General features: G+C 70.6%; 18 protein-coding genes and 3 pseudogenes. 15 read left to right on the forward strand and 6 right to left on the reverse strand.

Translation table 11 applies throughout. The annotated features are described in order from the left end of the window. Window positions 1-18 precede the first annotated feature (18 nt). Together AB0J06_RS10390 and uvrA are read right to left on the reverse strand one after the other, a co-directional pair. The gene (locus AB0J06_RS10390) at window positions 19-504 is read right to left on the reverse strand and encodes a Rieske (2Fe-2S) protein (protein WP_357426846.1); all 486 of its coding nucleotides are present in this window, start codon (window positions 502-504) and stop codon (window positions 19-21) included. A gap of 367 nt (window positions 505-871) precedes the next feature. Then, a pseudogene (uvrA, locus tag AB0J06_RS10395) lies at window positions 872-3,781 on the reverse strand (excinuclease ABC subunit UvrA); the annotation flags it as partial. 349 nt (window positions 3,782-4,130) lie between these two features. Between uvrA and AB0J06_RS10400 the strand changes: the two are divergent. Beyond that, window positions 4,131-5,282, forward strand: coding sequence for an LCP family protein (locus tag AB0J06_RS10400; RefSeq protein WP_357426848.1), 1,152 nt, complete (start codon window positions 4,131-4,133; stop codon window positions 5,280-5,282). A gap of 9 nt (window positions 5,283-5,291) precedes the next feature. Here the strand turns inward: AB0J06_RS10400 and rsgA are convergent, their stop codons facing one another. Continuing rightward, window positions 5,292-6,344, reverse strand: coding sequence for a ribosome small subunit-dependent GTPase A (gene rsgA / locus AB0J06_RS10405; protein ID WP_357426850.1), 1,053 nt, complete (start codon window positions 6,342-6,344; stop codon window positions 5,292-5,294). A gap of 203 nt (window positions 6,345-6,547) precedes the next feature. Between rsgA and AB0J06_RS10410 the strand changes: the two genes are divergently transcribed. The 3 genes from AB0J06_RS10410 to AB0J06_RS10420 all read left to right on the forward strand — a co-directional run bounded on the left by AB0J06_RS10410 (window position 6,548) and on the right by AB0J06_RS10420 (window position 9,859). Further along, entirely contained in the window at window positions 6,548-7,267 is a 720-nt protein-coding gene (locus AB0J06_RS10410; RefSeq protein ID WP_357426852.1) for a maleylpyruvate isomerase family mycothiol-dependent enzyme, read from the forward strand. A gap of 13 nt (window positions 7,268-7,280) precedes the next feature. Then, a complete protein-coding gene (locus tag AB0J06_RS10415; RefSeq protein ID WP_357426854.1) occupies window positions 7,281-7,934 on the forward strand; it encodes an MBL fold metallo-hydrolase in 654 nt (217 codons plus the stop codon). 263 nt (window positions 7,935-8,197) lie between these two features. After that, window positions 8,198-9,859: a methyl-accepting chemotaxis protein gene (locus AB0J06_RS10420; protein ID WP_357426856.1), complete on the forward strand. Its 1,662-nt coding sequence runs from the start codon at window positions 8,198-8,200 to the stop codon at window positions 9,857-9,859. Between the two features lie 106 nt (window positions 9,860-9,965). Here AB0J06_RS10420 and AB0J06_RS10425 read toward each other — a convergent pair whose 3' ends face one another. Further along, on the reverse strand, window positions 9,966-10,577 hold the full coding sequence (locus AB0J06_RS10425) for a DsbA family protein (RefSeq protein WP_357426858.1): 612 nt from the start codon (window positions 10,575-10,577) through the stop codon (window positions 9,966-9,968). 221 nt (window positions 10,578-10,798) lie between these two features. Beyond that, window positions 10,799-11,488, reverse strand: a complete 690-nt coding sequence (locus AB0J06_RS10430; RefSeq protein WP_357426860.1) for a 50S ribosomal protein L11 methyltransferase — start codon at window positions 11,486-11,488, stop codon at window positions 10,799-10,801. A 176-nt stretch (window positions 11,489-11,664) separates the two neighbouring features. Here AB0J06_RS10430 and AB0J06_RS10435 point away from each other — a divergent pair, with 176 nt between their 5' ends. The 4 genes from AB0J06_RS10435 to AB0J06_RS10450 all read left to right on the forward strand — a co-directional run bounded on the left by AB0J06_RS10435 (window position 11,665) and on the right by AB0J06_RS10450 (window position 13,749). Next, entirely contained in the window at window positions 11,665-11,868 is a 204-nt protein-coding gene (locus tag AB0J06_RS10435) for a cold-shock protein (protein ID WP_357426862.1), read from the forward strand. A gap of 234 nt (window positions 11,869-12,102) precedes the next feature. Next, a complete protein-coding gene (locus tag AB0J06_RS10440; protein WP_357426864.1) occupies window positions 12,103-12,555 on the forward strand; it encodes a ribonuclease domain-containing protein in 453 nt (150 codons plus the stop codon). Window positions 12,556-12,608: 53 nt separating this feature from the next. After that, entirely contained in the window at window positions 12,609-13,028 is a 420-nt protein-coding gene (locus tag AB0J06_RS10445) for a barstar family protein (RefSeq protein WP_357426866.1), read from the forward strand. A gap of 88 nt (window positions 13,029-13,116) precedes the next feature. Next, entirely contained in the window at window positions 13,117-13,749 is a 633-nt protein-coding gene (locus tag AB0J06_RS10450) for a LysE family translocator (RefSeq protein ID WP_357426868.1), read from the forward strand. A 6-nt stretch (window positions 13,750-13,755) separates the two neighbouring features. Here the strand turns inward: AB0J06_RS10450 and AB0J06_RS10455 are convergent, their stop codons facing one another. Next, on the reverse strand, window positions 13,756-14,379 hold the full coding sequence (locus AB0J06_RS10455) for a VTT domain-containing protein (RefSeq protein WP_357426870.1): 624 nt from the start codon (window positions 14,377-14,379) through the stop codon (window positions 13,756-13,758). Window positions 14,380-14,873: 494 nt separating this feature from the next. On the opposite strand from AB0J06_RS10455, the gene AB0J06_RS10460 reads away from it, so the two are divergent. The 7 genes and pseudogenes from AB0J06_RS10460 to gvpJ (AB0J06_RS10490) all read left to right on the forward strand — a co-directional run. Next, entirely contained in the window at window positions 14,874-15,524 is a 651-nt protein-coding gene (locus AB0J06_RS10460) for a hypothetical protein (protein ID WP_357426872.1), read from the forward strand. Between the two features lie 5 nt (window positions 15,525-15,529). Next, the gene (locus tag AB0J06_RS10465) at window positions 15,530-16,606 is read left to right on the forward strand and encodes an SRPBCC family protein (protein WP_357426874.1); all 1,077 of its coding nucleotides are present in this window, start codon (window positions 15,530-15,532) and stop codon (window positions 16,604-16,606) included. Window positions 16,607-16,614: 8 nt separating this feature from the next. Next, window positions 16,615-16,842 (forward strand): annotated as a pseudogene (gvpJ, locus tag AB0J06_RS10470) (gas vesicle protein GvpJ); the annotation flags it as partial. A gap of 139 nt (window positions 16,843-16,981) precedes the next feature. Further along, window positions 16,982-17,746, forward strand: coding sequence for a GvpL/GvpF family gas vesicle protein (locus tag AB0J06_RS10475; protein WP_357426876.1), 765 nt, complete (start codon window positions 16,982-16,984; stop codon window positions 17,744-17,746). Window positions 17,747-17,759: 13 nt separating this feature from the next. Further along, a complete protein-coding gene (locus AB0J06_RS10480) occupies window positions 17,760-17,969 on the forward strand; it encodes a gas vesicle protein GvpG (RefSeq protein WP_357426877.1) in 210 nt (69 codons plus the stop codon). A 35-nt stretch (window positions 17,970-18,004) separates the two neighbouring features. Then, window positions 18,005-18,409, forward strand: a complete 405-nt coding sequence (gvpO, locus tag AB0J06_RS10485) for a gas vesicle protein GvpO (RefSeq protein WP_357426879.1) — start codon at window positions 18,005-18,007, stop codon at window positions 18,407-18,409. A gap of 50 nt (window positions 18,410-18,459) precedes the next feature. Then, window positions 18,460-18,609, forward strand: a pseudogene (gene gvpJ, locus AB0J06_RS10490) (gas vesicle protein GvpJ); the annotation flags it as partial. Window positions 18,610-18,681: the final 72 nt, after the last annotated feature.

An 18,681-nucleotide genomic window follows, 5' to 3' on the forward strand; every position in this document is an offset into this window, starting at 1 on the left:
CCGGACGATCGCGACGGATCAGGCGAGAACGATGTTGTCGCCCTCGACCTTGACGTCCTTGGCGGGCAGCGGCCTTTTCGCCGGGCCGCCCTTCACGGAGCCGTCCTCGATCGAGAACTTGCTGAAGTGGCAGGTGCAGGTGATCGTGCCCGCGTCGATGCTCGAAACGGGGCAGCCCTGGTGTGTGCAGATGTTGCTGAAGCCCTTGAACTCCCCGGCGGTCGGTTGGGTGACCACGACCCCCTCCTTGGCGAAGATCTTGCCGCCGCCGACCGGAATCTCCCCCTTCTTGGCAAGCGGGGCGGCTCCGGGGTTCGACCCGCCGCCCTGGGGGCTGCCACTGGCGCTCTGGGGGCTGCCGGTGCCGCCGCCGTCACCCAGGTCCTTGTCGTTGCCGGTGCCGCACCCGCCGAGCGCGACGGTCGCGCCGACGGCGCCCGCGCCCAGCAACAGGGCACGGCGGCTCGGCGCGTCGGCCCCGGTCACGGCCTGATCCTCACTCATGCGACGCTCTCCTTTCGGCTGCCGCGGCTGGTCCCGCGACGGCCCACGCCAGTAGACACGGCCCATCCCGAGGCTGGGTTCATCGGCTACTGATATCGCGAAAAAATGTGGTTCGCGTAGCGTTACGATTACCGACCGCGTCGAACGCCCCGCGCCGCGGTCGTGGTGCTCGCCCGATGGGCAAGCACCACGACCTCCGTCAGGTAGCGCCGTCGCAAGAAGCGCGCTAGGCGCCGGCCTTGGCGGCCGTACGGCGGGCACGCGGCTTCGTGACCTCGCCGTTGGCCTTCGTCTCGGCGCTGGGCTTGACCTCGCCGTTGGCCTTGCTCTTGGCGGCGCCGTTGGTCCTCGTCTTCGCGGCGCCGTTGGCCTTCGCGCCGCCATTGGCCTTCGCGGCGCGCGACGTGGCGGCGGTCGCCCCGGCCGCGGCGCCATCCAGCCCGAGCACCGGTCGCAGGAACTGCCCCGTGTGGCTCTCCGGCACCTCCGCCAACTCCTCGGGCGTCCCCGTCGCGACGACCACGCCGCCCCGGTGACCGCCCTCCGGCCCCATGTCGATCAGCCAGTCGGCGGTCTTGATGACGTCGAGGTTGTGCTCGATGGTGATCACCGTGTTGCCCTTGTCGACCAGGCTCTCCAGGACCCTGAGCAGCTTGCGGATGTCCTCGAAGTGCAGGCCGGTGGTGGGCTCGTCGAGCACGTAGACGGTCCGCCCGGTGGAGCGCTTCTGCAACTCGGAGGCGAGCTTGACGCGCTGCGCCTCGCCGCCGGACAGGGTCGGCGCCGACTGGCCCAGCCGGACGTACCCCAGACCGACGTCGACCAGGGTCTTGAGGTGCCGGTGGATCGCCGGGATCGCCTCGAAGAACTCGGCGCCGTCCTCGATCGGCATGTTCAGCACGTCCGAGATGGTCTTGCCCTTGTAGTGGACCTCCAGCGTCTCCCGGTTGTAGCGGGCGCCCTTGCAGACCTCGCAGGGGACGTAGACGTCGGGGAGGAAGTTCATTTCGATCTTGATGGTGCCGTCACCCGTGCAGGCCTCGCAGCGACCACCCTTGACGTTGAACGAGAAGCGGCCGGGACCGTACCCCCGCACCTTCGCCTCGGTGGTCTCCGCGAAGAGCTTGCGGACGTGGTCGAAGACGCCGGTGTAGGTCGCCGGGTTGGAGCGGGGCGTGCGACCGATCGGCGACTGGTCCACCCCGACCACCTTGTCCACGTGTTCGAGGCCGGTGATCCGGGTGTGCCGGCCGGGCACCAGGCGCGCCCGGTTGATCTGGTTGGCGAGCACCGTGTAGAGGATGTCGTTGACCAGCGTCGACTTGCCCGAGCCGCTCACTCCGGTGACCGCGATGAACTGCCCGAGCGGGAACGAGACGGTCAGATTTTTCAGGTTGTGCTCCCGCGCGCCCTGCACGACCAGCTCGCGACCGGGGGTGGGCTTGCGGCGCTGCGCGGGCGTGGGGATCGAACGACGACCGGAGAGGTAGGCGCCGGTGACCGACTCCTTGTTTTTCAGCAGCTCCGGCACCGATCCGCTGTGCACGATCTTTCCGCCGTGCTCGCCCGCGCCGGGACCGATGTCGACGATCCAGTCGGCCATCCGGATCGTGTCCTCGTCGTGCTCCACCACGATCAGGGTGTTACCGAGGTTCCTCAGTCGGACGAGCGTCTCGATGAGCCGGTGGTTGTCGCGTTGGTGCAGCCCGATCGAGGGCTCGTCGAGCACGTAGAGGACGCCGACCAGACCGGATCCGATCTGCGTCGCGAGGCGGATGCGCTGCGCCTCACCGCCGGAGAGCGTGCCCGCGGCCCGGTCCAGGGAGATGTAGTCGAGGCCGACGTCGACCAGGAAGCGCAGCCGCGCGTTGATCTCCTTGAGCACCCGCTCGGCGATCAGTTTCTGCCGGTCGGTGAGGACCATCCCGCCGAGCAGATCGGCGCAATCCCCCACGGACAGGTTGCAGATCTCGGCGATGTTGCGTCCCCCGATGGTCACGCCGAGCACCTCGGGCTTGAGCCGGGCGCCGCCGCACGCCGCGCAGGGCACGTCGCGCATGTAACCCTCGTACTTCTCGCGCGACCAGTCCGACTCGGTGTCCGAGTGGCGCCGCTCGATCCACTGCACCACGCCCTCGAACCCGGTGTAGTAGGAGCGCTCGCGGCCGTACTTGTTGCGGTAGCGGACGTGGACCTGGTCGTCCGAGCCGTGCAGGATCATCTTCTGCGCGCGGGAGGGGAGCTTGCGCCAGGGGGTGTCGAGGTCGAAGTGCTGCGTTTCGCCGAGCGCCTCGAGCAGACGCAGAAAGTATTCGAGGGTGTGGCCACCGGACCAGGGCTGGATCGCGCCCTCGCGCAGCGTGCGCTCGACGTCGGGCACGACCAGCTCGGTGTCGATCTCCTTCTTCGTGCCGAGGCCGGTGCACTCGGGGCAGGCGCCGTAGGGCGCGTTGAAGGAGAACACCCGGGGCTCGAGATCCTCGATCGCGAGGGGGTGGTCGTTGGGGCAGGCGAGATGCTCGGAGAAGCGTCGCTCGCGCTGCGGGTCGTCCTCGGCCAGGTCGACGAAGTCGAGCAGGACGATGCCACCGGCCAGACCCAGGGCCGACTCGACGGAGTCGGTGAGGCGCTGCTTGGCGCTCGTCTTCACGGTGAGCCGGTCGACGACCACCTCGATGGTGTGCTTTTCCTGCTTCTTCAGCTTTGGCGGCTCGGTCAGCGGGTGCACCACGCCGTCGACCCGGGCCCGTGCGTAGCCCTTGGACTGCAGCTCCGCGAAGAGATCGACGTATTCACCCTTGCGACCCCGGACGACGGGGGCGAGCACCATGAACCGGGTGCCCTCCTGCATCGCGAGCACCCGGTCGACGATCTGCTGCGGGCTCTGCTTGGAGATCCGCTCGCCGCAGACCGGGCAGTGCGGCTCGCCGACGCGGGCGAAGAGGAGCCGGAGGTAGTCGTAGACCTCGGTGATGGTGCCGACCGTCGAACGCGGGTTGCGCGAGGTCGACTTCTGGTCGATCGAGACGGCGGGGCTGAGCCCTTCGATGAAGTCCACGTCGGGCTTGTCCATCTGCCCGAGGAACTGCCGGGCGTACGACGACAGCGACTCGACGTAGCGCCGCTGCCCCTCCGCGAAGATCGTGTCGAACGCCAGGCTGGACTTGCCGGACCCGGACAGGCCGGTAAACACGATCATGGCGTCGCGTGGCAGGTCGAGGCTGACGTCACGCAGGTTGTGCTCGCGCGCGCCACGGATGATCAGTCGGTCGGCCACTGTCCGCCCACTCCCGGGAAGAAAAAAGACGATTTGTCGATCTAGTAAAGGCACGAATCGCGCCCCGGCAACTTTAGCCCTGGCGTATGACAGTTGCCCTTGCCGGCACATTCCCCCAGGTCAGCGACGGGACCACGATCACTGCGCCAGTCTTCGGTCGCGCTCCGTCCCCCGCCGCGAGGGTCTCGCCATTCGAGATCGGAAATATGGTTTATGTCCCACATTAGCGGCATAGCTGGCGTAGCGTAAGGTCAGCGATCCGCTCAGGAAGCCGGGCCGGTTCGTCCTATCGGGGGGTGGGACGGACCGGCCCTCCCCCGCCCAACGCCGGCGACGGAGATTCGGTCACATGCAGGAGAAACAGCGCAGCGGATCACCTTCGGCCGCCGATCTTCGGCCGCCCGCAGCGTCGACAACCGCCCCTCGCTGCGCGCGATCGGACGATCCCCGATCGGCGGCGGGGACGGCCGCGCTCCCCGACGAGCAGCCGGACGGGCCCGCGGCGCCGGCGTCGAGCGGACTGCGCGCGCGGCGCCGGTTCCGGATCACCGCACTGATCGTGGGGCTGGTGCTGCTGCTCGTCGTCGGTGGCCTGGGGCTTGGCGGCCGGCTCTACGCCCGGTCGGTCGGGCAGGAAATCGAGCGCGTCGACGCGTTCAGCCACGTGCCGGAGGCGGAGCGGCCGACCAGGGCCGCCTCGAAGGCGCTGAACCTGCTGATCCTGGGCAGCGACTCGCGCGACCCGGACACCAAGGGATCGCGCACCGACACGATCATGGTGCTGCACCTGCCGGCCGCCCGCGACCGGGCCCAGTTGATCTCGATTCCCCGTGACACCTGGGTCACCGTCCCGAAGTCGGCCGACGGCAGGACGGGCGGCGCGAATGCAAAGATCAATACCGCGTACGCCTGGGGCGGCACTTCGCTCATGGTGCGCACCGTGGAGAGCTTCACCGCCGTCCGCATCGATCACGTCCTGCTCATCGACTTCGCCGGCTTCCAACGGATCGTCGACGCCGTCGGCGGCGTCGAGATCGACGTCGACCGGGGATTCACCTCGATCCACCCGCCCCACCGCACCTTCACAGCGGGGCGGCAACGACTCAACGGTGCGGCCGCCCTCGACTACTCCCGGCAGCGCAAGCAGTTCAGCGACGGTGACTTCGCGCGGATCCGTCACCAGCAGCAGGTGATCGCGGCGATCATGGATCAGGCAGCGGCGAAGGGTTTCCTGGCCAACCCGGTCCGGCTCAACAGCTTCCTGCGGGCGACCGCCGACGCCATCACCGCCGACAAGACGCTCTCCGTCTTCGACCTCGCCTGGGAGATGCGCGGCGTACGCAGCAGCGACCTCAGCCGGCTGACCAGCCCCTCCTCCGGCACGGGCACCGAGGGCGACGAGAGCGTCGTCTACACCGACACCGGGCAGGCCCGGCGCCTCTACCAGGCGGTGAAGGACGATGCCATGGAGAAGTGGCTCGCCGACAACCCGCCGAGCTAGCGGCCCCGGTCAGCCACCCGTCCGCTTCGCGGCGCGCTTCCCCGTCGTCCGCTCCCGCGCCGCGAGCCGCGCATCCTTACGCCGCATCTCGAACGCGACCTCGCGCTGCAGCTTCTGCCAACTCTCCCAGCGACGCCCGGTCAACTCACCGGACTCCACCGCCCCGCGCACCGCGCAACCCGGCTCGGCGCCGTGGCCGCAATCGGAGAACCGGCACGCGGCGACGAGTTCGGCGATCTCGGCGAACGCGTTGTCCAGCCCTGCCGCCACGTCGAGCAGACCGACCGCGCGGATGCCGGGCGTGTCCAGCACGGCGCCGCCGCCGGGAATCGGGATCAGCGCGCGGTAGGTCGTCGTGTGCCCCCCCTTGCCGTCCACCCGACGGATCGCCTGCGTGGTCATGACGGTCGCGCCGGCCAGGGCGTTGACCAGGGTGGACTTTCCGGCGCCCGAGGGCCCGAGCAGGGCGAGGGTGCGCCCGGCGGCGATCCGGGGGCGCAACGCCGCCAGCCCGTCCCCGCGCTCGGCGCTGACCGGGACAACCTCGGCGCCGGGTGCGATGTCGGCGACCTGCGCCGCGATCGCCGCCGGGTCGGTGGCGAGATCGCTTTTGGTGAGTACGACCAGCGGCTGCGCGCCGGACTCCCAGACCAGTGCGAGCAGCCGCTCGATGCGCCCCATGTCGGGCGCCGGGTGCATCGGCTCGACGACGGCCGCCGCGTCGATGTTGGCAGCCAGCACCTGCCCCGTGGAGTCCTTGTCGGCGGTGCGCCGCACGATCGCCGTACGGCGCGGCAGCACGGCCTCCGCCGTGACCCGCTGGTCGGGCCAGGAGCGCACGGCCACCCAGTCGCCGGCGCACGGCAGGTTCGCCGGGTCACGCGACGCGCCGGCGAGGATGGATCCGGCGAGGGTGGCGCGTACGGGGCCCTCCGGACGGAGCACGGTGCACACGCCACGGTCGACCCGGATCACCCGTCCGGGCTGGAGATCGGCGGGAAGCGCCCGCAGGGCGACGGTGAAGGGAGCGTCCCATCCGAGGGACGCGAGATCGAACGTCATCTGAACCCTCTGTCAGGTGGGGGCGGTGACGGGCCGGTGGGCCGTCAGACGCCGGACGAGGTGGGAACGAACGCGGGCATCGGCATCCCCACCTCCTCCCAGGTCCTGCGTGACGCGTCTGCACCGACGGTAGATGCCGGTGGCGTACCTCCGAAACCGATTTCCGCCCGGGCCGGACGCGGTCGGACAGCTAGGGTCGAAGGGTGACCGTTGACCCGCTCGGCCTCATGGCCGAGGTCGACCGCGCCACCGACCGACTGCTGCGCACCGTCGCCGGACTCAGCGACGCCGACCTGCCCGTGCCGTCACTGCTGCCCGGCTGGACCCGCGGTCATGTGCTGGCGCACATCGCCCGTAACGCCGACGGCTACGTGACCTTGCTGACCGCCGCGGCCACCGGCAAACGGGTCCCGCAGGACGTGAGCGTGGCGGCACGGGAGGCCGACATCGAGGCGGACGCGGTCCGACCGCTCGCCGACCACCTCGCCGACCTGCGCGGATCCGCGTCCCGGTTCGCCGACGCGGTTACCGTGATGCCGGCGTCGGGCTGGCGGGTCGAGGTGGAGCCCAGCCTGGGGCCGCGGCGGCCCGCGGCGATGCTGATGTGGGGCCGGCTGCGCGAGGTGGAGGTCCACCACGTGGACCTCGGCGCGGGATACACGGCGGCGGACTGGCCGGACGCGTTCAGCCACCGGCTGCTGCACGAGGTGGTGACCGGGTACGGCGGGCGGGGTGACGCGCCACCGCTCGTGCTCTCCCCCGCCGAGGCGGGCCATGCGCTTATGATCGGCGAGGCCGACGGCGCGCCGACGGTTTCCGGCCCCGCGCACAGTCTCGCCGGCTGGCTGACCGGCCGGGGCGACGGCGATGGGCTCACGATCGCGCCCAGCGGGCCACTGCCGATCCCCCCGATCTGGATGTAGAGGTGCCCCCCGCATGGCTTACACCGGCAACGTCGCGACCGGCGGCGCACCCGACGTGCGCGAACTCGATGCCCTGACCATCACGAAGGTGTCGGTGGGGCCGATGGAGAACAACGCCTACCTGCTGCGCTGCCGCGCGACCGGCGACCAACTGCTGATCGACGCGGCCAACGAGGCGCCGCGCTTGCTGGAGCTGGTCGGCGACGGCGGCCTGGCCACCGTGGTGACCACCCACCGGCACATGGACCACTGGGTGGCCCTGGAGGAGGTTGTCGCCAAGACCGGCGCGCGGTCAGTGGTGCACGCCGCCGACGCCGAGGGCCTGCCGATCGACTCGGAGACACTGACCGACGGCGACACGATCCGGCTGGGCGACTGCGCCCTGGAGGTCATCCACATCGTCGGGCACACCCCCGGTTCGGTGGCGCTGCTCTACCGCGACCCGGCCGGTTTCCCGCACCTCTTCACCGGGGATTCGCTCTTCCCCGGCGGGGTCGGCAACACGGAGAAGGACCCGGAGCGTTTCGCGTCGCTGATCGACGATGTCGAGCACAAGCTCTTCGACCGTCTCCCCGACGACACCTGGTTCTACCCCGGCCACGGCAAGGACAGCACGCTCGGCGCGGAGCGGCCGGCGGTCCCGGAGTGGCGCGCCCGCGGCTGGTGACCATCCCGGCCTCCCTCAGTTCGGCCTGAGCAGTCCCGGCCCGTGCCCGCGATCGGGGACGCGGGCTCAGCGCTCGCGGGTCATGACAACGCGCACCGTGACCCGCATCACGGAAAAATGTCTGTATTGCCCACTCTTCTGCGCCGATGGACCGGTGGCGCAGGTCATAGACCATGTGACCCGCGCCCCTGCACCGAGCCGTGTCACGGGTCCGCGCGTCCGCCCGGAGCAGGACCATTCGCACCGGCGTAGACAGGAGCATCATGACGACGACCAGTACGGGCGACCGGCGAGGTGGGCGCCGCTCACTCCGCCAGCGCTACGCGGATACCCGGGTCGGCACAAAGTTCGCCGCGACCGTTGCCGCGCTGGCCTTCAGCGTCATGGCCGTGACCGGCGTCGGCATCTGGGGCTCCTCGCGGCAGGGAACTGCCCGCACCGAGGTCTCGCACCTGAACACCGTGTCGCACCAGATGCAGTTGCTCGAGTGGTACAACCTCGACATCATCGCGTGGCAGGCCTGGTACATCCTGGACGGCTACGCGAAGAGCCCCCGCGAGTCGGTCGACCCGGCCAACGCCAACCGCAAGGGCTACCTCAAGGCCGTTGATGACCTGAAGGTCGTGCTCAACGGAGTGAACGAGCAGTGGATGACCGCGGATGAGCGGGCGACCATGAACGACCTACGCAAACAGTGGGAGGCCGTCTTCGCCACCGACGCGAAGATCGTCGCCACCCTGCAGCAGGGCGCCCCGACCAGCGCCGCCGAGGCCGTGAAGATCCTGAACGGAGACTCGAACGACCTCTTCGGCGCGCTCGGCAAGACCACGAAGACACTCGTCGACTCGGTGGCCAGGCGCTCCGCGCAGGCGAACAGGGACGCGGACGATGTCGCGCGGAACGTCCTGGTCATGACCATCGCCGCGGCGGCGCTCGGACTCACCCTCGGTGGCGCGCTCGCCCTGTGGACCTCCCGCCTGATCGTCTTCCCCGTACGCCGGGTACGGGACCTGCTCGGAAAGATGGCGGACGGCGACCTGACCGAGGCCGTCGAGGTGCGCAGCCGCGACGAGGTCGGCGAGATGGCGGCGGCGCTGGAGCGGATGCGAGTGTCGCTACGCGACGCGGTGGCGAGCATCGTGCAGACGTCCGGTGCCCTCTCCGCCTCCTCTCAGCACCTCACCACGGTCGGCGGCTCCATGGCCGCCTCGGCGCACGAACTGTCGGCGCAGGCGAGTGTGGTGGCGGAGACCGCCGACCAGGTCTCACGCAACGTGCAGACCGTTGCCGCGGGCTCGGAGCAGATGGGGGCCTCGATCAGCGAGATCGCGCACAACGCCAACGAGGCGGTCACGGTCGCCGGGCAGGCCGTGGAGGTCGCCGCCACGACGACCGGCACGATGAGCAAGCTGGGCGAGTCGTCGTCCCAGATCGCCGACGTGGTCAAGGTGATCACCTCGATCGCCGAGCAGACCAACCTGCTCGCGCTCAACGCGACGATCGAGGCGGCCCGGGCCGGCGAGGCCGGCAAGGGCTTCGCCGTCGTGGCCAGCGAGGTCAAGGATCTGGCTCAGGAGACGGCGCGGGCGACCGAGGACATCGCGCACCGGGTCCAGACGATCCAGGGTGACACCGCGGGCGCGGTGGAGGCGATCGGGAAGATCAGCGCCATCATCGGGCGGATCAACGATTACCAGCTCACCATCGCCTCAGCGGTGGAGGAGCAGTCCGCCACGACCGGGGAGATCACCCGCAGCGTGTCGGAGGCGGCCACCGGCAGCACGGACATCGCGTCCACCATCGCCGGTGTGGCCACGGCGGCGTCCGCGACGACCCAGGGCGTCACCGAATCGCAGAACGCGGCGGAGGAGTTGGCCCGGATGAGCAGCGATCTGCAGCAGGTCGTCGGTCACTTCCGCGTCTGACCGCGCGACCCGAGCCGTACGCGGTCGAACGCCGCCGGTGCTGGACGGACCCGAGGTCCGACCGCACCGGCGGCGTTTTCGCGCGCCGTATCCCTGACCGGCGGCCTCATCCGGTCGGGAACCGCCCGATCAGCTGTGTGGCGCTGCCGTCCCAGCCGGCGAGCGCGGCGGCGACCCGGCCGGGCGGCGGGGCCCCGAAGAAGACCGGCTGACCGTCGACGGCGAGGGTCGGCACGCCGTGCACCCCGATGGCGGCGGCTTCGGCGCGCAGCGCCCGCAACCGCGTGTGCAGTGCCGGGTCCCAGGCGGCTGCCACCGCCGCCGACGCGTCCAGCCCGCACTCCCGTGCCATGCGCCGCAGCGCGCGCTCGTCGCTGACGTCGCGTCCCTCCACGAAGAAGCTGCGCTGCGCGGCGGTACGCCATGCGCGTCCCGCGCCCTGCTGGTGCGCCCACAGGCCGGCAGCGAGGACGAGCGTCGAGCGCGGCTGGTGGACCGGCACGTGGATCTCGATCTCGTACGCGAGCGCCAGCGGGTAGACGTGGTCACGCCAGTGGTCGCGGATGTACGTGCCGCGCGGGTCCGGCAGCGGGTCGGGCGCCGGGCGCAGTTCGAAGGGGACCCACTCCACGGGGGTGCCGGCGTCCTCGCCTGCTTCCACCTCCGGCATGAGGAGGTAGCTGTAGGGGCAGACCACGTCGAAGTAGTAGCGCAGCATGCCGCCAACCTTCCCCCGCCGCCGGATCCGACACCTGTGCGGCCGGCACCGGGCCGCCCGCGCGAGGCGCCGGGTCGATCGGCGCATGACGGTCATGACCTGCCGGTATGGTCGCCGCATGGCGATGAACAAGCCCGTTGTTTTCGGCATTCTGGGCGGGCTGGCGTGGTTCGTGGTCGGTCTGCTCGTCGGCCACTACCTCTGGACCTGACCCGCCGGGTTCAACACCGTGGCTGCAGCACGTTCGTCTGGGTGACCTCCAGGTCGGCGAAGGCGTCCACCGGCGGCCCCGGGTAGGTCTCCACCACCTCCAGCCGCCCCTCCGGCAGGTGGAGGCGGCCAGGGTCACCCACGAGCACGCGGGCGCCGCGCGCGACGACGCGCTCCAGGAACACCAGCATCCGCTCGGCGATCGGCCGGCTGTAGAACACGTCTCCGGCGAGGACCAGGTCGGCGTCACCGCCGTCCCCGTCGAGCAGGTCGTCGGTCTGGAGAGTGAGCGTGACGTCGTTGGCCTCCGCGTTCAGGGTGATCGCGGCGAGCGCGTACGGGTCGATGTCGTTGGCGGTGACCGCGGCGGCACCCGCCTTGCAGGCCGCGATCGCCACGAGACCCGATCCGGCGCCGAGGTCGAGCACCCGCCGTCCGGCGGCGGCCTCCGGGTGATCGAGCACATACCGTGCGACGGCCTGACCGCCGGCCCAGGCGGAGGCCCAGAACGGCGGCGGGAGCGTGTCGCCGGCCTCCGCCTCCATTCGCGCCCACCAGACGATGGCGTCCTCCGCCAGGTGCAGGCGAATCTCGGGTACGAAGGGGACCTGGACCAGGCGAATACGGTCCAGACCAGCGGAATCAGGCCCCGAAATCTGTCGCTGAAGGTCGGCCAGCGGGTGCCCCGTCCGACGCGTCACAGGTCCAGCATGACGGACAAATCTCACCCTCGCCGGCATTTCTTCGGCAGAGAGTCGGACCTCCCCGCGCCGAACCACGGGGCGGACCGCTACTGTCGTACCCGTGTGGGCCAATCAACGGGTCGCAGAACCTGCGACCCAGGACCTCGGCGCCCACGCCCGTTAAGGAGATTTGCATGGCAACCGGCACCGTCAAGTGGTTCAACTCGGAAAAGGGCTTCGGCTTCATCGAACAGGACGGCGGAGGGCCCGACGTCTTCGTTCACTACTCCGCGATCGCGTCCAGCGGCTACCGCGAACTCAACGAGGGCCAGAAGGTCGAGTTCGAGGTGACCCAGGGCCAGAAGGGTCCCCAGGCGGAGAACGTCCGGCCCCTCTGATTTCGCCCCCGCAAGGGAGTGGAGACGGCCATCGTCTGTGTGGCGGTGGCCGTCTCCGGCCGGGGCGGGTGCGACCGGGGGTCCGGGTCGGACAGCCGGCGGCGTCTGGGTGGATTGTCGATTAATTCGGCGTTCGCGTCTTCCATCCGGGTCTTTCGCTGTCGACACTGGAGGGGCTACCCGCGCGGGATGCGGGTTTGTGCCCATCTCCGTCCACCCCCATCGGAGGTCGCCTTGACCGTCGTCGCTACCGGCCCGCAACCGGCCCGTTTCCGTTCCCACCGGCTCGTCCGGACACTCGCCGCGCTGACCGCGCTGGTCGTCGCCGCGCTGATCGGGCCGTCGGTAGTCGCTCCGGCACACACCAGTTCCGCGTCCGCCGCCGTCTACGGCTCGTGCACGATGTCGCGGTGCGCGGATGCCCGCAACGCCCGCGCCGGCTGGTCGGGCAAGGGCTTCCCGACCTCACGCGGCTGGTACTCGTGGAGCGGTGGCCTGTCCAACTTCGCCGGCGGCCAGTTCCAGAACCGCGAGGGACAGCTCCCCACGGGCGCCACCTACTACGAATACGACGTCTACCCTCGCGCGCAGGGCGCCGCACGGGACGCCTACCGGATCGTGATCAACCGGAGCAGCGGCGCGACGTGGTTCTCCCCCAACCACTACACCGACTTCTACCGGATCTGACCGGGGCGCCGGGCCGGTGGTTGACACCCGCCCGGCCCAACGGAAGGCATCACATGCCAGACGCCGTGACGCCGACGCCGGCCGGACAACACCTGCCATCGTGGCTGCGGATGTCGACCAGCGCTCCGCCCGCGCACGCCACCGTGGTCGGCGGCCGGGCATCCCGGACCCGGCCCGGCCTCTTCGCCGAATGGGCCGGGACGCTGAGCTTCCCCGACTATTTCGGGCACAACTGGGACGCCCTCGCCGACGTGCTGACCGACCGGGTGCAGGACGGCGGACTGACGATCGTCGTGGACAACGCGGAACACCTGCTCCGCGACGAACCTCCCGCGCAGCTGACCACGTTGCTCGAGCTGCTCGGCGATGTCGCCCGGGGCGACCCGGCCACGCTCTGCGTCATCCTGCGCGCCGGCGCCGTCGAGGAGGACGACCTCCGCGAGCGGGTCATTGCCGCCCTGTCGCCCCGCTGAGCCGGCCCTAGCGGCAAGCCGGGCGCGCCGGGTCCCACCATCTCGTCAATGGACGCCGCGCACCTGAGCGGTGTGCGAGCCTTCTCTGATGCCGATCGATCAGCATCTCGTCGCGGCGTTCGTCGTGACGACCACCATCGCCATGATCACCCCCGGGCCGGACATGCTCTTCGTCCTCGGCTGCGGGATACGGGGCGGACCCCGCGCCGGCCTGCTCGCCACGGCCGGGGTCGCGACGAGCGAAGCGATCCACGTGGCCGTCGCCGCCGCCGGGCTCGCCGCCCTCTTCGCCGCGACGCCGGCCGCGTTCGCGGTCGTAAGGACCGTCGGCGCCGCGTATCTGATCTATCTCGGCGTGCAGGCGATCCGCCATCGCGGGCGGGGCCTGGTCGAGGTGGACACCGCGCCGGCCGGGGTCCCGGACCGCCGCGCCTATCTCAACGGACTGCTGACGAACCTGCTCAACCCGAAGATGGTCACCTTCACCATCGCCTTCCTCCCCCAGTTCATCAATCCGCGGCTGGGGCACGTCTGGGCGCAGTTCGCGCTCCTCGGCACCATCCTGATCACGTTGGAGTTCCTGGTCGACGGCGCGGTCGGCGTGCTCGCCGGACGGATCGGGAGCTGGCTGCGCCGACGTCGCGCCGCGCACCGCCGGCTGGAGGTGGCGACCGGCGGCATCTTCATCGGGCTCGGCGTACGGCTCGCCGTCGAGCGGTGACCGTCCTCAGTCCGCGATCGCAGCGCCCCCCGTGACGCGCAGCCGTCGGCGGGTCCCGAGCAGCACGATCCAGCCGACCACGAGTCCGATCGCCACGGTGACCACCATCGGGAGCGATCCGCCCGGCAGGAGCCCACCGAGCGACCGCGCGGCCGTACCCAGCAGCACATAGAGCCCGGCCCAGAGCGCCGAGCCGAGCGTCGCGCAGGCCAGGAACCGGCGGTACGACATCCGCAGGCCACCCGCGGCCAACGGCACGAGCGCGTTGAGCACCGGCAGGAACGGGGCGACGACGACAATCCGCCCGCCGCCACGGCCGACGGCCCCCTCGGCCGCGCTCCAACGCGTCTCGCCGATCCATCCGCCGACCCGGCTGTGGCGCAGCCGGTCACCGAAGTGCCGGCCGGCGAGGAAACTCAGCGACCAGCCGGCCACACATCCGGCGATCACCGCGAGAAATGCCAGTGCGGAGCTGCCCGGGGCGCCGACACCGGTCGCGGCGAGCACCGCGACATCGCCGGGGACCAGCACGCCGATCAGCGGGATCGCGTCGAGCATCATGACCAGACCGAGCATCCCCACGAGGAGTTCACCCGGTAACTCCCCTACCAGCCCGACCCATTGCGCCATGGCACGAACGCTACGGGCGAAGATCGTTTCCCGGTATCGGGGACCGCCCCGGTATGACGCCGACCGCACCCTGACCCTGCCTCAGGGTGGCCCGTCGATCGCCCCTCGGCGAGAGCCCGCGCCCGAGCCCGAAAGATCATTCATTTAATGCGATCACGCATTTCCTGACGCACGAGGACATGGCATTCTTTTCGTCACGGCCTTTCCGGAAATCACCTCGCTACGAAGTCCCAGCATCCCTGGCCGGCGACAGCACGAGTGAGCCGATTAGGCCGCCATGACCATTTCGGCGATCCGAACGAGTGAGGCTGGTGTGCCCGATGCCACGCCTGGCAATTACTGGTTTTCGGGGCAACGCCGCAGGGTACGGCAGGTGGGTCACATCAGAGCGGCTTTGCGGAAGCAGGCCCGAGAAAAGACCCAGCCGGCATTTCTATCACCCCGATCGGGTGAGCAGATTCGCGTGCCGGAAATGGGGAGTCGAAGGAGAAAAGATGGTGAAGCGCGTAGCGCGGGTCGCTGCGGCGGTCGGAATCGGTTACCTCCTGGGACGCCGTCGGAAGCTGCAATTAGCGCTGACATTGGGGGCCGCCGCGGCGGCCGGGCGGCTCAGCGGCAACTCAGGGGATCTGCTGCGCGGCGCGGGGTCGCTGATCTCCTCGCCCGAGTTGGGAAAACTCGCCGGCCTGGGCCGCCCCCTCGTGGCGGCCGGCAAGGCGGCGGCGATGACCGCCGTGAGCAGCCGGATCGACGCGATCAGCGACCAACTGCAGGATCGGGCCGGGACCCTTCGCGCAGCCCGGACGACCCCACCCGAACCGCGGTCCCGCGCGACGGTGCGCCCCGGGTCCGACGCGGAGACCGACGAGGACGAGTTCGACGACGAGCCGTACGACGACGAGGAGCAGGACGCGCCGCGCACACGGCGTCCGTCCGGTGAGCGGCGGGCCGAGGAGCCCGACGACGACGAGGACGAGTTCGACGACGACGACGACCGGGACGAAGACGCCGACGAGGATGACGACGACGACCAGGACCCGGACGACGACGAGGACGAGGACGAGCCGGCCCCGCCGGCGTCGCGCACCTCGTCGCGTTCCCGGGAAGCGGCCAGGCCGCCGGTGGTCCGTCGGCGCGGGAAGTGAGCGGCATGACGAGGCAATCCACGCAGCGCGGCGGCATCGGCGAGAAGCTCTCCGGCCGGCTCGTTGACGAGCTGCAGAACCTGGCGGGCGCGGCGGGCGAGCGACTGGTGTCCGCCGCGAGCGACCGGCTCGGCTCGGCGACGGAGCGGCTGACGGCGTACGCCGAGCAGGGCGGCGGACCGGGCCTGATCGCGGCCGCGACCGGCGCGCGGCGGCTCGCCGACGGGAAGTCGCCCGTCAGGGCCGCGGTCGGTGCCGGGCTCGCCGGTGGCAAGGCGAAGCTCAAGCAGGCGCTCGGTAAGGGCGGCCCGAAGAACAAAATCAAGGTGACCAACATCGTCGAGACCATCGACGTCGGGGCGCCGGTACGGGTCGTCTACAACCAGTGGACGCAGTTCGGGGACTTCCCGCGGTTCATGAAGAAGGTCGAACACGCCGAGCGGGAATCCGACCGGAAGATCACCTGGAAGGCACAGATCTTCTGGTCGCACCGGAGTTGGGAGTCGACCGTCACCGAGCAGGTGCCGGACGAGCGCATCGTCTGGCGCTCCACGGGCGAGAAGGGCTCCGTCGACGGAGCCGTGAGCTTCCACGAACTCACCCCCGACCTGACCCGCATCGTTCTCGTGCTCGAGTACCACCCGCAGGGGCTGTTCGAGAAGACCGGCAACATCTGGCGCGCTCAGGGCCGTCGGGTGCGGCTGGAACTGAAGCACTTCGTCCGGCACGTCATGACCCACACCGTGCTCCACCCCGACCAGGTGGAGGGCTGGCGCGGCGAGATTCGCGCCGGCCGGGTCGTCCGCGACCACGACTCCGCGGTCGCGGCCGAGAAACGGGAGCAGACCGGAAGCGCCGCCGACGAACGCGGACAGCGGAACGGAAGCGCGGGCGAGGAGCCGGCGAGCGGCGGTCCGGCGCGGAAGCGCCGGGACGTACCGGACGGCGACCCGGACCGGCGCGGCGCCCCGGCGGCCCGGCGGCCGCACCGTGATGACCAGGAGCCGCCCCACCGTGACGGGGAGCGGCCACGCCGCTCCGCGACGCGGCGGATGCGGTCGAGCGAGAGGAGCGGACAGTGACCAGTGCGATCCAGCCTTCGGGCGGCGGAGGGGTCTCCAGGGGCGGCGGCTCATCGTCGGACCTGGCCGAGGTCGTCGGAACCATCCTGGACAAGGGCATCGTGATCGACGCCCACGTCTCCGTCGGCATCGTCGGGATCAAGCTGCTGACGATCGACGCCCGCGTCGTCGTGGCCAGCGTCGACACCTATCTGCGGTTCGCGGAGGCGACCAACCGGCTGGACCTGACCAGCTCGCAGGGGAAGGGACTGCCGGAAATCGTGCAGGGCCCGAAGGGCGCCCTCATGGAGAAGGCCGGGGATGTACTCGGCGAACTGGTGGGCGGCGAAAGTCGCGAACGGGCGCCGCGCCGGCGGCGGCGGGAGGAGGACTGAGATGGCGGAGGCGACGGGTGTCGGCTACTTCATCTACGGGGTGGTGCCGAGCGATGTGGAGCCGACCGAGGACGCGCGCGGCCTGGGCGACCCGGCAGCGCCGGTTACGGTCGTCACCCACGGCGAGGTCGCGGCGCTGGTGAGCGAGATCGGGCTCGACCGGCCGCTCGGCCGCCCGGACGACCTGGTGGCGTACAAGCAACTCCTGGACGGTACGGCCGTCGAGGCGCCGGTGCTGCCGATCCGGTTCGGGACGGTGCTGGAGAGCCGCGACGCGGTCACTGAGCTGCTCAGCGCCGCGCACGACGACTATCTGGCCGCCCTCAACGAGCTGGACGGGCGCGTCGAGTACGTCGTGCGCGGACGCTACGTCGAACAGGCGGTCCTGACCGAGGTGCTGGCGGAGAACCCGGAGGCCGAGGAACTGCGGCAGCAGCTCCGCGGCGCCCCGGAGAACAGCTCGATGGACCTGCGGATGCGGCTCGGCGAACTGATCAACGAGGGCGTCGAAGCCCGGCGCGCGGCCGACACCGATCGACTCGTCGACGCGCTCACCGCCGTGTCGGTGGCGAGCGTGCTGCGCCCGCCGACCCACGAGCAGGACGCGGCGCACGCGGCCTTCCTGGTGGAGACCGAGCGGCGGGCCGAGTTCGAGGAAGCCGTGGAGCGTCTCGCCGACGATGAGTGGTCGGGGCGGGTGAACGTCAAGATGCTCGGCCCGCTCGCGCCGTACGACTTCGCGGCCCGACCGCAGCCGCAGGGGTGAAGGACACGTGCTGGTGACGCTGCTGACCCTGCCGTTCGCACCGGTTCGCGGGCTGACCTCGCTGGTGAAGCTGATCCGCGATCAGGCGGAGCAACAGCTCTACGACCCGGCGACGCTGCAGCGCCAGCTCGAGGAGCTGGACGCCGCGGCGGCCGCCGGCGAGATCTCGCAGGCCGAGCTGGTCGAGGCCCAACAGCAGATCCTCGACCGACTGATGGCCTGAGCGCGCGGCCACGACCAGAGAGCGGAGGTGATCGCGTGCCCGCGAGAAGGCGCGACCGCGAGGAACGCGGCCCGCAACGCCGGAGCGGCGCCGAGCCGAACGAGGAGAACGAGGAACACAAGGACGACGACACGTACGACGACGAGCCGCCCCCGCGGCGGCGGGGCCGGCAGCCGCTGCCGGCCAGCCTGGCGGCACAGGCGGGACTGCGGCACATCGCCGAGCTCTCCGGCCGGACGCCGATCGGGGTGACATCGCTGGAACGCGCCGAGGACGGCTGGCTGATCGGGGTCGAGGTGGTCGAGGACCGGCGGATCCCGTCGTCGACCGACATTCTCGGCGTCTATCAGGTCGAGGTCGACGTGGACGGCGCTCTGGTGGCGTACCGCCGCACCGGGCGCTATCCACGCGGCAAGACCGACAGGGGTGAGATGAGGTGACGAACGCGCCGGCGCGACGCCCGACCGGGGGGCAGGCCTCCGGATACGGCATGCCCGCCAATGATTCGACCAACCTCGGCGACATCCTCGAGCGGGTTCTCGACCGGGGCGTCGTGATCGCCGGGGACATCCGGGTCAGCCTGCTCGACATCGAGCTCCTCACGATCAAGCTGCGGCTGGTGGTGGCCTCCGTCGACACCGCCCGCGAGATGGGCATCGACTGGTGGGAGTACGACCCGTTCCTCACGGCGCGGCCGCGCGCCGCCCTGCCG

This window comes from Micromonospora sp. NPDC049679 (genome assembly GCF_040659735.1).
Lineage (GTDB): Bacteria > Actinomycetota > Actinomycetes > Mycobacteriales > Micromonosporaceae > Micromonospora_I.

Coding starts and splice junctions, on each gene's coding strand:
- AB0J06_RS10445 (WP_357426866.1), top strand. CDS start 12,609: ATGCCAGACGCCGTGACGCCGACGCCGGCCGGACAACACCTGCCATCG.
- AB0J06_RS10400 (WP_357426848.1), top strand. CDS start 4,131: ATGCAGGAGAAACAGCGCAGCGGATCACCTTCGGCCGCCGATCTTCGG.
- AB0J06_RS10420 (WP_357426856.1), top strand. CDS start 8,198: ATGACGACGACCAGTACGGGCGACCGGCGAGGTGGGCGCCGCTCACTC.
- AB0J06_RS10455 (WP_357426870.1), bottom strand. CDS start 14,379: ATGGCGCAATGGGTCGGGCTGGTAGGGGAGTTACCGGGTGAACTCCTC.
- AB0J06_RS10465 (WP_357426874.1), top strand. CDS start 15,530: ATGACGAGGCAATCCACGCAGCGCGGCGGCATCGGCGAGAAGCTCTCC.
- AB0J06_RS10475 (WP_357426876.1), top strand. CDS start 16,982: ATGGCGGAGGCGACGGGTGTCGGCTACTTCATCTACGGGGTGGTGCCG.
- rsgA (WP_357426850.1), bottom strand. CDS start 6,344: ATGACGTTCGATCTCGCGTCCCTCGGATGGGACGCTCCCTTCACCGTC.
- AB0J06_RS10435 (WP_357426862.1), top strand. CDS start 11,665: ATGGCAACCGGCACCGTCAAGTGGTTCAACTCGGAAAAGGGCTTCGGC.
- AB0J06_RS10390 (WP_357426846.1), bottom strand. CDS start 504: ATGAGTGAGGATCAGGCCGTGACCGGGGCCGACGCGCCGAGCCGCCGT.
- AB0J06_RS10425 (WP_357426858.1), bottom strand. CDS start 10,577: ATGCTGCGCTACTACTTCGACGTGGTCTGCCCCTACAGCTACCTCCTC.
- AB0J06_RS10460 (WP_357426872.1), top strand. CDS start 14,874: ATGGTGAAGCGCGTAGCGCGGGTCGCTGCGGCGGTCGGAATCGGTTAC.
- AB0J06_RS10450 (WP_357426868.1), top strand. CDS start 13,117: ATGCCGATCGATCAGCATCTCGTCGCGGCGTTCGTCGTGACGACCACC.
- AB0J06_RS10415 (WP_357426854.1), top strand. CDS start 7,281: ATGGCTTACACCGGCAACGTCGCGACCGGCGGCGCACCCGACGTGCGC.